Genomic DNA, 16,672 nt, shown 5'->3' with positions numbered 1-16,672 from the left:
AAGATGCTGTTTGATGTTTTTTGTTCTATAATGAGAACATGAAATAATATGATATTTGTTAATTTTATTTATACACAAATATGATAAAATAAAGTCACAAGGGGGATTTGTATGGAAAAAGAATTGAACTGGGCAGTCATAGGAACAGGTGTGATTGCTAATGAAATGGCACAAGCTTTACAAAGGATGGATAAAACACTTTATGGAGTTGCTAATAGAACACAGGCAAAAGCTATTGATTTTGCAAAGAAGTATGGTGTTAAAAAAGTCTATGATGAAATTGATGAAGTGTTTGATGATGAAAATGTTGATATTATTTATTTGGCAACATCACATAATACGCATTATCAATTTATGAAAAAGGCGTTAGAACATGGAAAGCATTTATTTGTAGAAAAATCAATTACGTTAAATAGTCGTGAATTAGATGAAATGATAGCACTTGCTAAAGAGAAAAATTTAATTCTTGCAGAAGCCATGACCATTTGGCATATGCCAATCTATAAAGAATTATGGAAAATCGTGCAAAGCGGTGAACTTGGTAAAATGCAAATCATGACAGTAAACTTTGGAAGTTTTAAAGAATATGATATGAATAATCGTTTCTTTAATATGAATCTTGCTGGTGGGGCTTTATTAGATATTGGGGTCTATGCTCTTTCTGCAGTACGTAGTTTTATGTCTAAACAGCCAAATGAAATTGTAAGTCAAGTGAGGTTTGCACCTACAGGCTCTGATGAACAAGCAACGATTTTGCTTAAAAATGAAGATCAACAAATGGCAACGATTGCTTTATCAATGCATTCAAAACAACCTAAAAGAATTATGGTTTCATTAGAAAAGGGGTATATTGAAGTTTATGAATTTCCTCGTGGACAAAAAGCAACGATTGTGGATGCTGTAACAGGGAAACAAACAGTTATTGAAAAAGGAAATACTGAAAAGGCACTTTATTATGAAATGTGTGATATGGAAGAAGCTGTTAGAAATCAAGATGATTCACATTTAAATTTAGAGTATACAAAGGATGTCATGGATATTATGAGTCAACTTCGTAAAGAATGGAAAATGCAATATCCAGGAGAAAAATGGTAAGGACAAATTTTTTGTCCTTTTCTTTATGCAGTGATAAAATAAAGTAAATAAAGGAGGATCATTATGGATAAAGTATTAAAATTTTTAAAAGATGCAGAAACTTATTATTTAGCAACAGTAGAAGGTGATCAACCAAGAGTAAGACCCTTTGGAACAGTACATGTTTTTGAAGGAAAGCTTTATATTCAAACAGGAAAAGTCAAAGATGTTTCAAAACAACTTCATCAAAATCCTAAAGCAGAAATTTGTGCTTTTAAAAATGGAGAATGGTTACGAGTAAGTGGAAAATTAATCGAAGATGATCGTAATGAAGCAAGACAATCTATGTTAGATGCTTATCCAAGTTTACAAAAGATGTATAAAGCAGATGATGGCAATACGGAAGTTTTCTATTTTGAAAATGCTACAGCTATTTTTTCATCATTTATTCATGAACCAGAAATTATTGAATTTTAATCATAAGTTATCTATTAAAGAAGCTATAATTTTTATATAAATGGACAAATAAGATGAATTGTCAATATATGGATAGATAAAGAGGATTATGCATTGTTGTTAATATTTCATTTAATATAATAGAATTAGATAAAAGAAAGGATGAAATATCTATGTTAAAGAATGAAAAAGGACAAGCAGTTGCACCAAAAACAGTCATAATGACAAAAAAAGATTTTGAAGATCAAGGAAATACCCGTGTTTATTGGTTAGGTGGAGGAGGAGCCATGATCAATGACCATGGAACAGTGATTATGATAGATCCCCTATTAGAAGGATTTGATATGCCTTTATTGATTGATATGCCAATTGATGTAAAAGATGTACCGCATGTTGATGCTATTTTAGTATCCCATGTAGATAACGATCATTATTCAAGACCAACGTGTAGAGATTTAAAAGATATTTGTAAAGAATATCATACTTCTTATTATGTTGCTTCTTTAATGAAAGAAGAGTGTGGTGTAGATGGAATTGGACATGATATAGGAGATCATATTCAAATTAATGATATTGATGTTGAACTTACACCTGCTGATCATGCTTGGCAAAATCAAATTGCTAAATATAATTATCGTGTATGGGAAGATCGTGAATATTGTGGTTTCTATGTAAAAACACCAACAAAGAAAATTTGGTATGTAGGAGATTCTAAATTGATGGACTGTCAATTACATATGGACCCGCCAGATGTTATGTTCTTTGATTTTGCAGATAATCCTGTGCACATTGGTTTAGAAAATGCCTATAAACTTGCCAATACTTATCCAAATACAAAACTTGTTTTAATTCATTGGGGAAGTGTTGATGCACCTGAAGCAAGTGCTTTTAATGGAAATCCACAAGATATTTTAGACAATGTCGTTAATCCTGAAAGAGTTGTTATTTTAGCACCGGGTGAAGAATATGTTGTTGATTAAGAAGTAGAAATCATGAAATACAGTGAAGTTAAAGATTTTAATTATGATGATTGTTTTAAACTTAGATGTTTAATTGTTGAAAAATATGACAAACATAAAGAACCATTTACGATTAGAATTTATATGGATGATCTTATTATCTTTCAATATATCATGCAAAGATGAAGGAAATGTTTCTCGTGGTAGAACCCTTCTTTGTACAAAGCAAAGTGAGTGTTGTTTTAGGTATCAAGCTAAGTTATGGTTATAAAGATTTATGTTTTAGCTTTAAAATCATCACTTCATCAACAAATGCCACTTGCTTGGAAAAAGGAACAATTTTTTTATCAGCAACAACTGTTCTTATCAAATGTGCAAGAGAATACTTTAAGAGATGATAGAAATATCATCTATTTTAATACCTAAAAGGTATCGTTATTGATAAATTATAAGTATTAGATATTTAAAATAAAGCGAATTATAATAAATATGTAAAGAAAGAGTGATACGAATAACAATTGAAGAAGCAAGTAAAAAATATAATATTCTAATTCATATCCTTAAAGAATATGAAAGTTGGGGATTGTGTCAAGAAGTTAAAAAAGTAATGGGATCTTGGCAATATGATGAAACAGACTTAAAAATATTAAGTTTGATTATGACATTATACGATTTAGATTTTTCGGTTTAAGAAATAGAAAAATATATGAAACTTTCTTTAAAAAAGAATGAAAATGAATGTTTAAAACTATTAAATAAAAAAAGAAAAGGAATCTTAGATGAAGTTCATCTAAAAGAAAAACAATTATCCAGAATTGATTATTTAAGATATGAAATGGATCGGGGAAATAAGAAATGAAAAAGATTTGTACATTGATGTAACCTTTACTTTTAGTTTTTACCTGTAGTGCTTGTAGTAGTAAAAAAGCAACCGCTAAAAAGAAAACAAAACACAAACAGATTTAAAGGAAGCCAATTCAAAATCATTAGTTATTTATTTCTCTTGGTTTGGAAGTACTCAAAATATTGTCAAGGAAATACAAAAACAAACCAATTCAGACATCTTTGAAATCATCCCAGAAGTAGCTTATAGTGATGACTATGATACGGTTGTTGATGATGCGAAAAAGGAATAACAAGAAAAATCAAGACCAAAGATTAAAAATAGAGTTGAAAATATTGATGAATACGAAACCATTTACGTAGGATATCCAAACTGGTGGGGAGATATGCCTATGATTCTTTATACATTCTTTGATGATTATAATTTATCTAACAGAACGATTGCACCATTTTGTACAAGTGGTGAAAGTAGATTGTTAGATACTGAAAAAACAATTCAAGTAGTGGTACAGTGGTAAAAGGATTGCACGTTTCAAAGTCAGCATTAAAAGAGGATTCAAACGATGTAAAAGAATGGGTAAATGAAATTAAATAAAAGGAGAGAAGAAGGATGAATTTATATACAACAGATAAAGAATATAAAGAAAGATTTGATTATTTTTTAGAAGAAGTTAAAAATGATGAAGGAAATAAATTAGATGAACCTACTCGTTATTTAGCTATCTTATCCGTTTTAATGGGAAACCAAGGAATTTGTGCTTATGAAGAAGTTCTTGAAAAAGCTTTAGATGTTTTATCACCTATACAAGTTAAAGAAATGGTTTATCAAGCAACTGACTATTTAGGATATGGAAGAATGCTCGAATTTTTAAAAGTTACAAATGAAGTATTTAATAAAAAAGGAATCGAACTTCCATTACAGTCACAAACAACAACGACAATTGAAAATAGATTAGAAAAAGGAATCCAAGCACAAGTAGATATCTTTGGTGAACATATGAATGAAGCTTGGAAAAAAGCAACAGTCAATAAATGGTTAGCTTCTAACTGCTTTGGTGATTACTATACAAGAACAGGTCTAGATTTAAAACAAAGAGAAATGATTACTTTCTGTTTCTTATATGGACAAGGTGATTGTGTTCCTCAAGTTATGGCCCATATTCAAGGAAACTTAAATTTAGGAAATGATAAAGCTTTCCTTACAAATGTTGTTTTACAATGTGTTCCATATATGGGATATCCTCGTAGCTTAAATGCACTTGCTTGTATTAATAAAGTAGAAGACTAAATATTGAATATTTGTGGTATTGCAAAGCAATACCACTTTTCATATATAGAGGGGTGGGAAAACGATGGAAACTATTGTATTACAAGGAAGTTTACCAGTAAATGATCAATGAATATCCTCTGAAAACTTTATCAAGTGAGCAAATGAAAAGAGGTATGAAGTAAGAAGCTTTAAGGTTTCGAAAATGAATATTAAACCTTGTCTTGGCTGGGTTGCCAAATCATTATTACGTAATGATTTCTTTATGGACAAATATAGGATTTTATAACAAAAAAAGGGTTTAGCTGAACCCTTATTCAATTTCTATCCAATATCTTTGAATTGTTTTACTATCTTTAACAATTTCATTTTCTAAAATGGCACCATTGTTTTTAATTGATTTTGCAGAACCAATATTATCTTTATCACAAACAAGTAATACTTTATCAATATTTAACTTTTGACATTCTTTTAAAGCTAAACCGATGATTTTAGTTGCATAACCTTTTCTTCTTTCACTGGGTCTTACCCCATCTCCAATATGTCCACCATAATTTAATAAATAATCATTAAGTTCATGACGAATGTTGACGGCTCCAACCATTTTGTTTCTTTCTACATCTAAGGCGAAAAATGTTGAATCTTCTACCAAACCAGGTTTTGGATTTTTTAAATCAAGATTATTAATATAATAATCAAAATTATGATAATCATTTTTAAAAATAGAAGCTGGAGAAGTATTAGCTTCAGAATGATTATTATTATAATCAATCCACTCCTTCAACATATCAACAATTAAATCTTGATATTCATTTGATGCTTTTACTAATTTAATAGACATAATATAATCTCCTTTTATTGAAATATTTCTATTATTATAACATTTGTAGAACATAATAAAACCCTTTATTAAGTTGTACTTAATAGAGGGAAAGTGCGTATTATCTATTTTATTAAATATTTTAATAAATCTTTAATTGTGACAATGCCATAAAAACATTGGTTTTTTAAAACAATAATATCTTCATAAAAATGTGAATGTTCATTTTCAAGAAAAAGTTGACAAACATTTTTAATAGGAAGATGTGATGGAACAATCAAAGAATCTTTAAAAAGATTAGGTTCAACAATATCTAAATCACAAAGTATATTTTCTCTTTTTAAATAACCTAAATAATGTCCTTCGTCATTGATAACATAAATTCTTTGAGTGGTATTATTTTCTTCAAAAATTTGATAAGCATTATTTATATTTTGATAAGTTTTTAATGTACAAGGGAAATGACAAAGAAAATCTATTGTAGGAATATCTAATGTTTTCTTATATTTGTTGTATAATTTTTTGATAGTTTCTTTGATAGCTGGTAAAAGATCATCAAAATTATCAACAGGTTTCTTTAAATAATAACCTTGACCATATTCAATACCTAATTGAATTAAACATTCAAGTTCTTCCTTTGTTTCAATACCTTCAACAATTAATTTATAATGCATAGCTTTACAATAGTTGACCATGACTTCTACCATTGTACGCTTATCTTTATTTAAATGAATATCTTGAATAAGTTCTTTATCTAATTTGATATATTCAGGTTGTGTATGATTGATTCTATTTAAATTAGAATAACCTGAACCAACATCATCAATAGCAATTTCAAAACCTTGACTACGATAATGTCTAACGGCTTGTTTAAATAAATGTTTATCCTCAATAGAAGTTGTTTCCGATAATTCAAAGACAATATTATTAGAATCTAAATGATATTTTTTTAAATATTCTTTTGTAAATCCTTGAACAAAATCTGAATCTAATAAAATATTAGCATCTACATTAATAAATAACTTCTTACCTAAAGGCATTTGTTGACTTGCTTTAATAGCACATTTACGACATAGTTGATCTAATTTCCATGATTGTTCAAGTGTATTGGCAATCTTGAATAATTCTTCAATATTAAGAGTACATGATTCTAAAGTGATACGGCTTAAGGCTTCAAAAGATACTATTTCTCCTGTTTTTAAGGAAACAATAGGTTGAAAAACACTTTTTATTTTCTTTTCATTAATTATTTTAAAAAATTCATTGATTTTCTTTTCGTTTAATTTCATTTATCTATCCTCTAATCTTTTTAAAATATATAGAAAGAAGAATGATATTTCTATCAATAAAAACTAAGGAAATTGTAAAAAATAGGTAAAAAGATTTTGTTATAATAAAACAAAGGAGAAAGCATATGAAAGAAATAGAATATAAAGTACTAGGTGTAGATGATTTAGAATTATTAGTAAAGATAAGAATAAAAGATTTAAAAATGTTTTCTAATCAAAAAATAACAAATTCTACAATAGAAAACATTAGAGTTTTTTATAAAGAAAAAATGTTAAAAGATGAATGTCATACATTGGTGGGCTATCATTTAAATCAAATTATTTCAACAGCTACAATTTACTATTATGATATCCTTCCAAGTAATGAAAATTCCAAAGGAAAAGTTGGACAAATAACGAATGTTTGGGTAGATGAAAATTATCGACATTTAGGGATTGGTAGATATATGGTAGAATATCTTATTGAAAATTATCAAAAAGATGTTGGAATGATTTGTTTGAATAGTTCAAAAGAGGGAATAAACATGTATTTACATCTTGGATTTAAAAAGAAAGATAATTATTTGATTTATAAGAATGGATAGTGTTGAATAATATTATTTACAATAACTATTTTTCTTTATAAAATTGGACGAGAAGTAAGTATACCGTTGCCAATATGCGGAATAAAAATGGTTGTAAGTAGTAATCCTTCACTATTGAGTGAGGGTTTTTATTTTATAAAAAAAGGAACATTAATTTTGTTCCTTTAAGCTTTCTTTATAGCTTCTTCCAATAGGAAGATGTGTTTGTTCTTTTAAAATAACTTCTTGATTTTTAATTTCTTGAATAAATCTTTTGTTAATAATGTATGATTTATGAATTTGAATAAAATCAGGAGATTGTATTTCTTTAATAAATTGACTTAATGTTTTTCTTTCAATCATTTCTCCATTAATAGAATGAATAATAATTTGATGTCTAAGTGATTCGATATAATAGATTTGTGATAATCTTATTTTTGAAGTAATTCCATTTCTTTGATAAAGATAATATTGAAAGTTTTTTTGAATTTGTTTTTGAATAAAATCATGATAATGAATAAATTGCTTTTCTAATTCATTATTAATGAAATAAAGATGTGTTTGCATTTGTAAACAAATACTTACAAGATCAAAATCTTTAGGTCCAATAATATAAATAAGTGTACTATCTAATTTCTTAAGATGATTTAAAATATTTAAATCATTCTTTTTTTCTATTTCTACAAAATAAATATCTTGAATTGTTTGATGCGTATAATTCGTAAGTTTATATTCTATTTGTAAATCATTGAAGAATTGTTGAATAAGTGGTTCTATTTGTTTGTAATGTTTTGAAATAAGAGAAATTCTAATCATGTTTTTTCTCCTTTTCAATAGCTACAATATATTGATCAAGATTTTTATTTGAACGTATGATATCTAATAAATGATAAGAATCAACAAAACGTACACCATTTTTTTTCATGAGTTCAATGCCTTTACTAAAAGTTTCTTTATCAGAACTTACTAAATTTTCAATAATATATTGAGAACCATCCAACATATTAAATTTAAACACAATTTTATTTCCAGAACCATTTACTAAATATTTTGATGGATAAAAAGAATAACGATAATAAGATATTTGTACAAAATCAATTTGTGAAAGTTTTAAATTGATTTGATATCTAGGATATTTATTTTTAAAAAGAAAAGAATAAAGATACTTTGCTTTATCTAAATTTTTATCAAAATAAATGTATCTTAAATATTTTTGATCAACTTCCCACATAGTATTAGCGAAAACTATTCCTGGTAATACTAAACTATAAATTATTAATAATATAATAATAAGAACACCAAAAAACATTATTCTTTCATAAAAATGTTTATACATGATAAAGAAAACACCTAACCACCAAACAACAAAAAGTAAAATAACAAAGTTTAATAAGATGATTTTTCTTTTCTTTATTTTTCCAACAGTAACTTTCATAACTTCCTCCTGTACGCGTATTATAACATAGTTTTTTTATTTGGATTTTGTTGTTGGGGACAGGTTGATGGTTGTTGGTGCCTCTTTGCTATTTATTTAAAAGAATAGGATTAAAGTATAGATAAGGAGGAAAAGAAGATGAAGAAAAAGGTAATAATGATCGGTGTTGTTTTAATTGTGTGTTTAGGAACTATTTTTTATAATATGCAAAAGAGGGATCCTTATAAAAGTTATAATCATTTAAAAACAAGTGAAGTTTTAAAAGTAAAGGAATTTAATCGATATTGGGTTTATTTTTATTCAATGGATAATCAAGAAAGCATGGACTCTAAAAATGGGATAGCTCGTCTTAATAAAGCAGTAAGTAATGTTTATTTTGTGAAAATAAAGGATAAAGAAGTAGTTATTGAAAATCAAAAAGTTAAATCAGCTACATTACTTTATATAAAGGATCATCAAATAACAAAAGAATACAAAGGATTAAAACAATTAAAAGATCATAGTGATGAAATATTACAAATGAGTTGGTAGAAAAAAGTTTAAAGCTTTTTTCTACTTTTTTAGTATAATGATAAAAAAGAGGAAAAAAATGATGAAAGAAATAAAATTAACGGATATTAAAGGTGTAAAAGTAGGACAATATGAAAATCAAGAAGCAGCTACAGGATGTAGTGTTGTTATTGTAGAAAATGGAGCGACAGCTGGAGTAGATGTTCGTGGTGGGGGTCCTGCTACAAGAGAAACAGATTTATTGAATCCAATCAATATGGTGCAACAAATTCATGCTGTTATGTTAAGTGGTGGGAGTGCTTTTGGTTTAGATGCAGCTAGTGGTGCCATGCAATATCTTGAAGAACATGGTGTTGGTTTTGATATGTCTGTAGCAAGAGTACCAATTGTATGTGGTGCTTCATTATTTGATTTATCGGTGGGAAATTCTCATGTAAGGCCAGATAAAGAAATGGGGTATAAGGCTTGTCAAGATAGTGAAAATGATTTGATTAAAGAAGGAAATTATGGCGCTGGTTGTGGTGCTAGTGTTGGTAAACTTTTAGGATTTGAACATGCCATGAAAGGTGGTATTGGAACATATGGTGTACAAGTTGGAAATGTTCAAGTAGCAGGGATCGTTGCTGTCAATGCTTGTGGAAATGTTATTGATTATCAAACGCAAGAAATATTGGCAGGTGTTAATATTGATAAAAAATGTGTTTCGGCTAGTCAAATTATTTTAGATCAAATGGATCAACTTAGAAAATTACCGGATGGTAATACAACCATTGGATGTATTGTAACGAATGTCAAACTGACTAAAGCACAATGTACAAAGATTGCTGGAATTAGTCATAATGGCTACGCTAAAAGTATTGATCCAGTTCATACAATGAGTGATGGGGATACAATTTTTGTATTAAGTACAAATGAAGTTGATGGAATGGTTGATGCTGTTGGTATTTTAGCTGTTGAAGTCATTTCTAAATGTATTCAAAGAGCGATTAAAAAAGCTAAGAGTGGATATGGTTTATTAGCTTATCAAGATTTGAAAAAATAATCGAAAAAGCATATAATTTTCTCGTTCGTATATTTTGATATTAAAAGAGATCTATAAGACTCTTATTAAGACATTTGAAATAGCGAATACCATAAAAACGTTGCATCTTTTATGAGCGACAGTAGGAGGATTATATGAAGTCGAAAAAGACACAGTACATGACTTCAATGGCTTTATTTTTAGCGATTGAAATCATTCTTGTTGTGACACCCCTTGGATATATTCCAATTGGACCATTAAATGCCACAACAATGCACATTCCTGTCATTATTGCAGGAATCGTATTAGGAAAAAAGGCAGGAGCTGAGTTGGGCTTTGTTTTTGGATTAACAAGTTTAATCAAGGCAACGATTCAACCAGGCATTACATCCTTTTGTTTTTCCCCATTTGTGACAATAGGCACAATGTCAGGAAATTACAAAAGTCTTTTAATTGCTTTTGTTCCTAGAATTTTACTTGGCTATTTAGCTGGACTCGTTTTTGGAATCATGAAAAAGAATAATCGTGAAAACTTAGGTGTTGTTGTAGGTGCTTTAACAGGAGCTATTACGAACACAGTGCTTGTTTTATCAGGAATATACATATTCTTTGGTGAAGCATACGCGAGTGCGGTAGGAGTGCAATACTCTACTTTAGTAACGGTATTATTAGGAGTTGTTTCTACAAATGGTATTTTAGAAGCTATTCTGGGAGCTATTGTTTCACTAGCTATCTACAAAGCATTAAAACCAATCTTAAAATCATAGCAGGTCGATTGACCTGCTTTTTAAAGGAGATCTTTATGAAATACATATTTGTTAGACATGGAAAGACACATTTTAATGAAATACAGCTCAAACAAGGATGGTGTGATTCACCTCTTACAAAGCAAGGAATAAAAGAAATAGAAAATATGGCAGAACAGTTAAAGGATTATAAAATAGACGCTGCTTATACTTCTCCAATATTACGAGCAAAAAATACAGCACAAATAATTTTAAAAAATCATTCTGTTTTATTAAATGAAGATGGCCGTTTAAAAGAAGTGAATTTTGGTCTTTTAGAAGGATTACCCTGTTTATTTGTAGATAAACTTCAATTAGAATCTTCTAATTGGTTAGATGATTTACAAATGGATTATACTGGATATGAAGGTGAAAATGTTGAAGATGTAATTCAAAGACATTTTGAATTATTAAATGATATAGAAAAGAAATTTCAAGATGATGATACGATTTTAATGGTAGGTCATGGATGTTCTTTATATGCATTTATTAAAACGTTATTAAAAAATAAAACACTTGATTTTCCACAAAATGCCAGTGCAATTATAGTTAATAAAGTTAATAATGAATATCAATTAGAAACAGTATTGAATCCAAAATAAAAAATCTTGAAAATCTTGAAATAATAAATAATTTTATTGACATGAGTGGCATATGATGGTAATATCTACGTGCAATAAAAAGTAGTGGAAAGAAGAAGTGCCTACTTCTCGCCTGATTGATTTTGTCGATAGGCAAATGTCACTAAGATTTAATCTTAATGTCAATGGTGGGTACTCAGTGTGCTCACTTTTTATTTCAACTATAATAATTGGAGGTGGCTTTTATTAGCAGATTTGATAACAGAAAACCAAAACAACCTGATGATTTAGTAAACGAAAGAGTTCGTTTTAAGGAAGTATTGGTTATTGATCAAAACGGTGATCAATTAGGAGTAAAAAGTAGTAGAGAAGCGTTGGATATTGCTTATGATGCAAATTTAGACTTAGTTTGTGTTGCACCTAATGCAAAACCACCAGTTTGTCGTATTATGGACTTTGGTAAATATCGTTTTGAACAACAAAAGAAAGCAAGAGAAATGAAGAAAAACTCTAAAGTGGTAACTTTAAAGGAAACTCAATTATCAGTAACTATTGATACGCATGATAAAAATGTTAAATTAAAAAGAACATTAAAATGGTTAGAAGAAGGAAACAAAGTTAAAGTTGCAATCAGATTTAGAGGTAGACAACTTGCACACGTTGATTTGGGTAAAAAAGTTATTGATGACTTTGTTGAAGAATGTGCAGAAGTTGGTCAAATTGAAAAACCAGCAAAATTAGAAGGACGTACTTTAACAGCTATATTAGCACCAAAAAAGAAAAAATAATTAATGGAGGAAACAATTATGCCAAAAATTAAAACACATAGCGGATTAAAAAAACGTTTAAAAAGAACAGGTAGTGGAAAATTAAAACGTAGCCATGCTTACATTTCACACTTATCACACAATAAAACTCATAAACAAAAGAAACACTTAGCAAAAGCTACAGTAGTAAGTGCTTCAGATTACAAGAGAATTAAATCAAGATTACCTAAATAATTTTAGTTAAAAATAAATACAGGAGGAATACACAATGGCAAGAGTTAAAGGTGGATATACAACTAGACATAGAAGAAAAAAAGTTATTAAATTAGCCAAAGGATATTTTGGAGCTAAACATAAATTATATAAAACTGCTCATGAACAAGTAATGCACTCAATGGCATATGCTTATAGAGATAGAAGAAACTTAAAAAGAAATATGAGAAAATTATGGATTGCACGTATTAACGCTGCAGCTAGAATGAATGATATCTCATATTCTAAATTAATGCACGGTTTAAAATTAGCTAACGTTGAAATCAACAGAAAAATGTTATCTGAAATCGCTATCTGCGATCCAGAAGGTTTCACAGCTATCGTTGAAACAGCTAAAAAAGCTTTAAATGCTTAATAAATCATGGACCAACTGAGTTGGTCCTTTTTTTATTATCATATTCGTTGACATTCTTTTTAAATAAGTATATTCTTAAATCATACTAAATCCATAGGAATAAGGAGAAATATAAATATGAGTGAAATAAAAAATAGTTTTTTAGACTTAGTAGGTCAAACACCATTAGTCAGAGTAAATAACTTAATTAAAAAAGATGAATTGAAAGCAGATGTACTCGCAAAACTAGAATACTTCAATCCCGCAGGATCAGTCAAAGACAGAATTGCTAAGGAAATGATCCTAGATGCACTAGAAAAAGGATTGATCAATGAAAATACAACATTGATTGAACCAACAAGTGGAAATACAGGAATTGGACTATCAGCCGTAGCAACAGCATTGAATCTAAAGATCATTATTACAATGCCAGAAACAATGTCGGTAGAAAGAAGAAATCTTATGAAAGCTTATGGAGCTGAATTAGTCTTAACACCAGGAAGTGAAGGAATGAAAGGAGCAATCGCCAAAGCAAAAGAATTGGCATCACAAATCGAAAACAGCTTCATTCCAGGACAATTTGAAAATCCAGCGAATCCAACAGCACACTATAAAACAACAGGACCAGAAATCTATGAACAAACAGAAGGAAAAGTAGATATCTTTGTAGCCGGAGTAGGAACAGGAGGAACAATTTCAGGGATTGGGAAATACTTGAAAGAAAAGAATCCAGAAGTAAAAGTAGTGGCAGTAGAACCAGCAAGCTCACCAGTATTATCAACAGGGAAAGGTGGAGCACATAAGATCCAAGGAATCGGGGCAGGATTTGTACCAGAGACATTGGATACAAAGATCTATGATGAAATCATTACAGTAGAAAATGAAGATGCATTTGCGACAGGGAAAGAAATGGCAAAGACAGAAGGAATCTTAGTAGGGATTTCATCAGGAGCAGCATTATATGCAGCCAAAGAACTAGCAAAGAGAGAAGAGAATGCAGGGAAGACAATTGTCGTCTTATTACCAGATGGTGGAGATCGTTATTTATCAACACCTTTAATTCAAGATTAGGGAAATTATTTTCCCTTTTTTTAAAAGGAAAATATAGGAATGAAAAATTTTCAATTCAAGATACAACAAGAAGTATTAGATTTAGGGGTAAAAATAAAAGGTGTAAGAATACATGGTATTAATAATACTGTGTATTCTTCATCTTTAAATGATTATATTGATGTTCATGTTAAACGTCTTTTAGAAAATAATACACTTGATACGTTAAAAGAAAATAGAATTATTCAAGGTTTTTATGATTTACATAAAGAAGTAGGAATTCCTAAAAGAAAGAATTTACCTGCAAGTGAAAATTTATTAAAGAATTTATTAAAAAAACAAGAATTTCATAAAATTAACCCATTGGTAGATATCTATAATCTAATTTCAATGGATACTAAACTTGCATTAGGGGCGCATGATTTAGCAAAAACTGAAGGAAATATTAGTTTAAAGTTAACAACAGGGAATGAAAACTATATTCCTTTAGGTAGCGAAGAAGCAAAAGTTGTTAAAGCAGGTATTTATAGTTATATAGATGATGCTAATGATATTATTTGTTTTAGTGAAATAAGACAAGTTGATAAAACTAAAGTCACAAATGAAAGTGAGGATATCTTTTTTATAGTTCAAGGGAATAAGGTGACATCTAATAAGTATGTAGAAGATGTAGCTAAAGAATTGATTACAGTTGTAACTTATTATTTAGGTGGAGTAGGAGAAATTCTTTAAGACATTTTAGAGCATATTCTAAAATGTTTTTTTTATTTTATGAAAAAAATCAAAATAAAAGGGTTAACATGATAAAATAATCAAGTCTTATCCAATTTCGCTAAATATGTCGAACTCGACGTATTTTTTATTGCTATTTATGTAAGCGCTATTATAATAGAAAAAGGGAATAGGGGAGATATCAATGAATCAAGAATATCAAGTTCTTGTTGTGTTAGATTTGTTGGTGACACAAATGAACAAATTTGCAAGTAGAAAACTAAAACCTTATGGAATCAAGTTTAATGAATTGAATATTATTCGTTTTATTGAAAAGGCGGATGGTCCAGTTTATCAAAAAACAATTTGCCAAGAATTTCAGCTTTCTCATTCAACAGTAGTGGGAATTGTTTTTCGCTTAGATGATTTAGGTTATCTTTTAATTGGTAATAGTCGTGTGGATAAAAGACATACGAATGTTACAATTACAGAAAAGGGAAAACAATTGATTCAAGAGACAGAAGATATCTATCAAGAAATCATAGGAAAGATGAAAGTGATTATTTCTGATGAAGAAATGAGTACAATTATTCAATCTGTTGATCAAATTAAAGAATTGTTTAAATAGGAGGTTATTATGGGAACGTTTAAGTTTTCAATGAGAATGCTTGTTAAAGACTATAAAAAGAGTCTTTTTTATGGGATTACGTTAATCTTTGCAGTAGCAGTATGTTTTGTGTTTTTTAATATTATCAATAATACTGATTTAGCTGATCAAACGATTGCTAAAAGTGGGGGTACATGGAATGATGTACAAATGCCTTTTTCTTCAGTTTTGTCATTTTTAATTATTTGTTTTTGTTGTTTTATGATTTTTTTCGCCAATAACTTTTTTCTTTCAAGAAAAACAACAGAGCTTGCAATCATGGCGATGTCAGGATCAGGTTATATTAATTCTACAATGTATGTACTTTATCAAACATTTACCTTATTACTTTTAGCAACACCACTAGGAATATTAATAGGAAGAGGAGTTGTGCCTTTTTCCAATGCTTATATGTATCAAATGTTAGGTGTTCATAAAGATCCATCGATTATACCAAGTGAAGCCTATATTTATTCTTTTGTTTTAGTGGCGATTGTTTTATCAATGATTTGTGTATTAACAGCAGGTTTTTTACATAAAAATGATATTCAAACATTACTAAGTCAAGAAAAAGAAATGAAAGTGAAGAGAAATACAAAGAAAAGTGTTTCTATTACTTTTATTGCTATTTATATATTAGGAATTGTAATGATGTTTATGAATCCTCATGAAGCTACGGCTTATATTGTTCCTACTTTAGTTGGTTTAGGTGGTGCTGTTGGGATGATTCGTTATGTTTTACCTGATGTGGTAAGAAATTTAAAAAGAGGTGTTTTTCTTACAAAAAGATATGTTTTAATATCTATTTCAAATTTAAATTATTCAATTCAAAGATCGTTGCTTTTATTTTCTTTAATGACAGTAGCTGTAACGGGAATGCTTGCTATTTTAGCGGCTAATATTCATTCACCTCGTGAATTTACGACAGGAGTTATTGGCTATGTAGTTGTGATTGTTTTACTTGTTGTATCGATTATTTATAAGTTATCAATGGAAGCTATGACAAGAAGAAAATTATTTTTGAATTTATGGAAAATAGGATATACCAGAAAAGAACTTAGAAAAATTGTAGGACAAGAAGTGATTAGTTATTATCTTATTTTAATCTTTATACCACTTGTCTATATAGCATTTATTTCAGGACGTTTTATTTATTATGGAGATATGACATATTCATTTGCTTTCTTATATGCTTTATCTTATATTATACCAATTATTATTTCAGGATTTATTACTTATTTTCAATATCTTAATGCAGTTGTTAAACCAATTAAAGGAGGAGAATAGA

At 28.7% G+C, this 16,672-nt stretch carries 24 protein-coding genes and 1 pseudogene; 21 read left to right on the top strand and 4 right to left on the bottom strand.

Annotated features, from left to right (window positions below):
- Positions 1 to 111: 111 nt before the first annotated feature.
- The 9 genes and pseudogenes from Fi14EGH31_RS12165 to Fi14EGH31_RS12125 all read left to right on the top strand — a co-directional run bounded on the left by Fi14EGH31_RS12165 (position 112) and on the right by Fi14EGH31_RS12125 (position 4,620).
- Positions 112 to 1,095, top strand: coding sequence for a Gfo/Idh/MocA family protein (locus tag Fi14EGH31_RS12165; RefSeq protein WP_022002105.1), 984 nt, complete (start codon positions 112 to 114; stop codon positions 1,093 to 1,095).
- 63 nt (positions 1,096 to 1,158) lie between these two features.
- Positions 1,159 to 1,551, top strand: coding sequence for a pyridoxamine 5'-phosphate oxidase family protein (locus Fi14EGH31_RS12160; protein WP_022002104.1), 393 nt, complete (start codon positions 1,159 to 1,161; stop codon positions 1,549 to 1,551).
- A 152-nt stretch (positions 1,552 to 1,703) separates the two neighbouring features.
- Positions 1,704 to 2,510: an MBL fold metallo-hydrolase gene (locus tag Fi14EGH31_RS12155; RefSeq protein WP_022002103.1), complete on the top strand. Its 807-nt coding sequence runs from the start codon at positions 1,704 to 1,706 to the stop codon at positions 2,508 to 2,510.
- Between the two features lie 12 nt (positions 2,511 to 2,522).
- Positions 2,523 to 2,675, top strand: coding sequence for a hypothetical protein (locus Fi14EGH31_RS12150; RefSeq protein ID WP_158546525.1), 153 nt, complete (start codon positions 2,523 to 2,525; stop codon positions 2,673 to 2,675).
- Between the two features lie 75 nt (positions 2,676 to 2,750).
- On the top strand, positions 2,751 to 2,915 hold the full coding sequence (locus tag Fi14EGH31_RS12145; protein WP_158560215.1) for a hypothetical protein: 165 nt from the start codon (positions 2,751 to 2,753) through the stop codon (positions 2,913 to 2,915).
- Between the two features lie 76 nt (positions 2,916 to 2,991).
- Positions 2,992 to 3,180 (top strand): MerR family transcriptional regulator, encoded by a 189-nt coding sequence (locus Fi14EGH31_RS15425; protein WP_234697789.1) that lies wholly within the window; start codon positions 2,992 to 2,994, stop codon positions 3,178 to 3,180.
- Between the two features lie 15 nt (positions 3,181 to 3,195).
- Positions 3,196 to 3,348, top strand: a complete 153-nt coding sequence (locus Fi14EGH31_RS15420) for a hypothetical protein (RefSeq protein ID WP_227352247.1) — start codon at positions 3,196 to 3,198, stop codon at positions 3,346 to 3,348.
- A gap of 133 nt (positions 3,349 to 3,481) precedes the next feature.
- Positions 3,482 to 3,850 (top strand): annotated as a pseudogene (locus Fi14EGH31_RS15750) (flavodoxin).
- Between the two features lie 92 nt (positions 3,851 to 3,942).
- Entirely contained in the window at positions 3,943 to 4,620 is a 678-nt protein-coding gene (locus Fi14EGH31_RS12125; RefSeq protein ID WP_200764854.1) for a carboxymuconolactone decarboxylase family protein, read from the top strand.
- A gap of 292 nt (positions 4,621 to 4,912) precedes the next feature.
- Here the strand turns inward: Fi14EGH31_RS12125 and Fi14EGH31_RS12120 are convergent, their stop codons facing one another.
- Both Fi14EGH31_RS12120 and Fi14EGH31_RS12115 read right to left on the bottom strand, forming a co-directional pair.
- A complete protein-coding gene (locus Fi14EGH31_RS12120; protein WP_107030108.1) occupies positions 4,913 to 5,440 on the bottom strand; it encodes a GNAT family N-acetyltransferase in 528 nt (175 codons plus the stop codon).
- 104 nt (positions 5,441 to 5,544) lie between these two features.
- The gene (locus tag Fi14EGH31_RS12115) at positions 5,545 to 6,708 is read right to left on the bottom strand and encodes an EAL domain-containing protein (RefSeq protein ID WP_117346399.1); all 1,164 of its coding nucleotides are present in this window, start codon (positions 6,706 to 6,708) and stop codon (positions 5,545 to 5,547) included.
- A gap of 125 nt (positions 6,709 to 6,833) precedes the next feature.
- Here Fi14EGH31_RS12115 and Fi14EGH31_RS12110 point away from each other — a divergent pair, with 125 nt between their 5' ends.
- The gene (locus Fi14EGH31_RS12110) at positions 6,834 to 7,292 is read left to right on the top strand and encodes a GNAT family N-acetyltransferase (protein ID WP_107030110.1); all 459 of its coding nucleotides are present in this window, start codon (positions 6,834 to 6,836) and stop codon (positions 7,290 to 7,292) included.
- 150 nt (positions 7,293 to 7,442) lie between these two features.
- On the opposite strand, the gene Fi14EGH31_RS12105 is transcribed toward Fi14EGH31_RS12110, so the two are convergent.
- On the bottom strand, positions 7,443 to 8,087 hold the full coding sequence (locus tag Fi14EGH31_RS12105; RefSeq protein ID WP_117576001.1) for a LytR/AlgR family response regulator transcription factor: 645 nt from the start codon (positions 8,085 to 8,087) through the stop codon (positions 7,443 to 7,445).
- Positions 8,080 to 8,706: a hypothetical protein gene (locus tag Fi14EGH31_RS12100; protein WP_022002094.1), complete on the bottom strand. Its 627-nt coding sequence runs from the start codon at positions 8,704 to 8,706 to the stop codon at positions 8,080 to 8,082. Before Fi14EGH31_RS12100 ends, Fi14EGH31_RS12105 begins: the two co-directional genes overlap by 8 nt.
- A 138-nt stretch (positions 8,707 to 8,844) precedes the next feature.
- On the opposite strand from Fi14EGH31_RS12100, the gene Fi14EGH31_RS12095 reads away from it, so the two are divergent.
- The 11 genes from Fi14EGH31_RS12095 (at position 8,845) to Fi14EGH31_RS12045 (ending at position 16,671) form a co-directional block, all read left to right on the top strand.
- Positions 8,845 to 9,237, top strand: coding sequence for a hypothetical protein (locus Fi14EGH31_RS12095; RefSeq protein WP_107030113.1), 393 nt, complete (start codon positions 8,845 to 8,847; stop codon positions 9,235 to 9,237).
- A 58-nt stretch (positions 9,238 to 9,295) separates the two neighbouring features.
- On the top strand, positions 9,296 to 10,258 hold the full coding sequence (locus Fi14EGH31_RS12090; RefSeq protein ID WP_455550740.1) for a P1 family peptidase: 963 nt from the start codon (positions 9,296 to 9,298) through the stop codon (positions 10,256 to 10,258).
- 134 nt (positions 10,259 to 10,392) lie between these two features.
- Positions 10,393 to 11,004, top strand: coding sequence for an ECF transporter S component (locus tag Fi14EGH31_RS12085; RefSeq protein WP_022002091.1), 612 nt, complete (start codon positions 10,393 to 10,395; stop codon positions 11,002 to 11,004).
- Between the two features lie 35 nt (positions 11,005 to 11,039).
- Positions 11,040 to 11,624, top strand: a complete 585-nt coding sequence (locus Fi14EGH31_RS12080) for a histidine phosphatase family protein (RefSeq protein ID WP_022002090.1) — start codon at positions 11,040 to 11,042, stop codon at positions 11,622 to 11,624.
- Positions 11,625 to 11,833: 209 nt separating this feature from the next.
- Positions 11,834 to 12,391, top strand: a complete 558-nt coding sequence (infC, locus tag Fi14EGH31_RS12075) for a translation initiation factor IF-3 (protein WP_032089875.1) — start codon at positions 11,834 to 11,836, stop codon at positions 12,389 to 12,391.
- Positions 12,392 to 12,409: 18 nt separating this feature from the next.
- The gene (gene rpmI / locus Fi14EGH31_RS12070; protein WP_022002088.1) at positions 12,410 to 12,604 is read left to right on the top strand and encodes a 50S ribosomal protein L35; all 195 of its coding nucleotides are present in this window, start codon (positions 12,410 to 12,412) and stop codon (positions 12,602 to 12,604) included.
- A gap of 34 nt (positions 12,605 to 12,638) precedes the next feature.
- Positions 12,639 to 12,998 (top strand): 50S ribosomal protein L20, encoded by a 360-nt coding sequence (gene rplT / locus Fi14EGH31_RS12065; RefSeq protein WP_022002087.1) that lies wholly within the window; start codon positions 12,639 to 12,641, stop codon positions 12,996 to 12,998.
- Positions 12,999 to 13,115: 117 nt separating this feature from the next.
- The gene (cysK, locus tag Fi14EGH31_RS12060; protein ID WP_200764853.1) at positions 13,116 to 14,048 is read left to right on the top strand and encodes a cysteine synthase A; all 933 of its coding nucleotides are present in this window, start codon (positions 13,116 to 13,118) and stop codon (positions 14,046 to 14,048) included.
- 39 nt (positions 14,049 to 14,087) lie between these two features.
- On the top strand, positions 14,088 to 14,759 hold the full coding sequence (locus tag Fi14EGH31_RS12055) for a B3/B4 domain-containing protein (protein ID WP_200764852.1): 672 nt from the start codon (positions 14,088 to 14,090) through the stop codon (positions 14,757 to 14,759).
- Positions 14,760 to 14,943: 184 nt separating this feature from the next.
- The gene (locus Fi14EGH31_RS12050; protein ID WP_048924323.1) at positions 14,944 to 15,366 is read left to right on the top strand and encodes a MarR family winged helix-turn-helix transcriptional regulator; all 423 of its coding nucleotides are present in this window, start codon (positions 14,944 to 14,946) and stop codon (positions 15,364 to 15,366) included.
- A gap of 9 nt (positions 15,367 to 15,375) precedes the next feature.
- On the top strand, positions 15,376 to 16,671 hold the full coding sequence (locus Fi14EGH31_RS12045) for an ABC transporter permease family protein (RefSeq protein WP_200764851.1): 1,296 nt from the start codon (positions 15,376 to 15,378) through the stop codon (positions 16,669 to 16,671).
- The last annotated feature ends 1 nt before the right edge of the window (position 16,672 follow it).

Source organism: Faecalibacillus intestinalis (assembly GCF_015097455.1).
Taxonomy (GTDB): Bacteria; Bacillota_I; Bacilli_A; order Erysipelotrichales; family Coprobacillaceae; genus Faecalibacillus; species Faecalibacillus intestinalis.
This window is presented reverse-complemented; position numbering and strand designations above follow the sequence as displayed.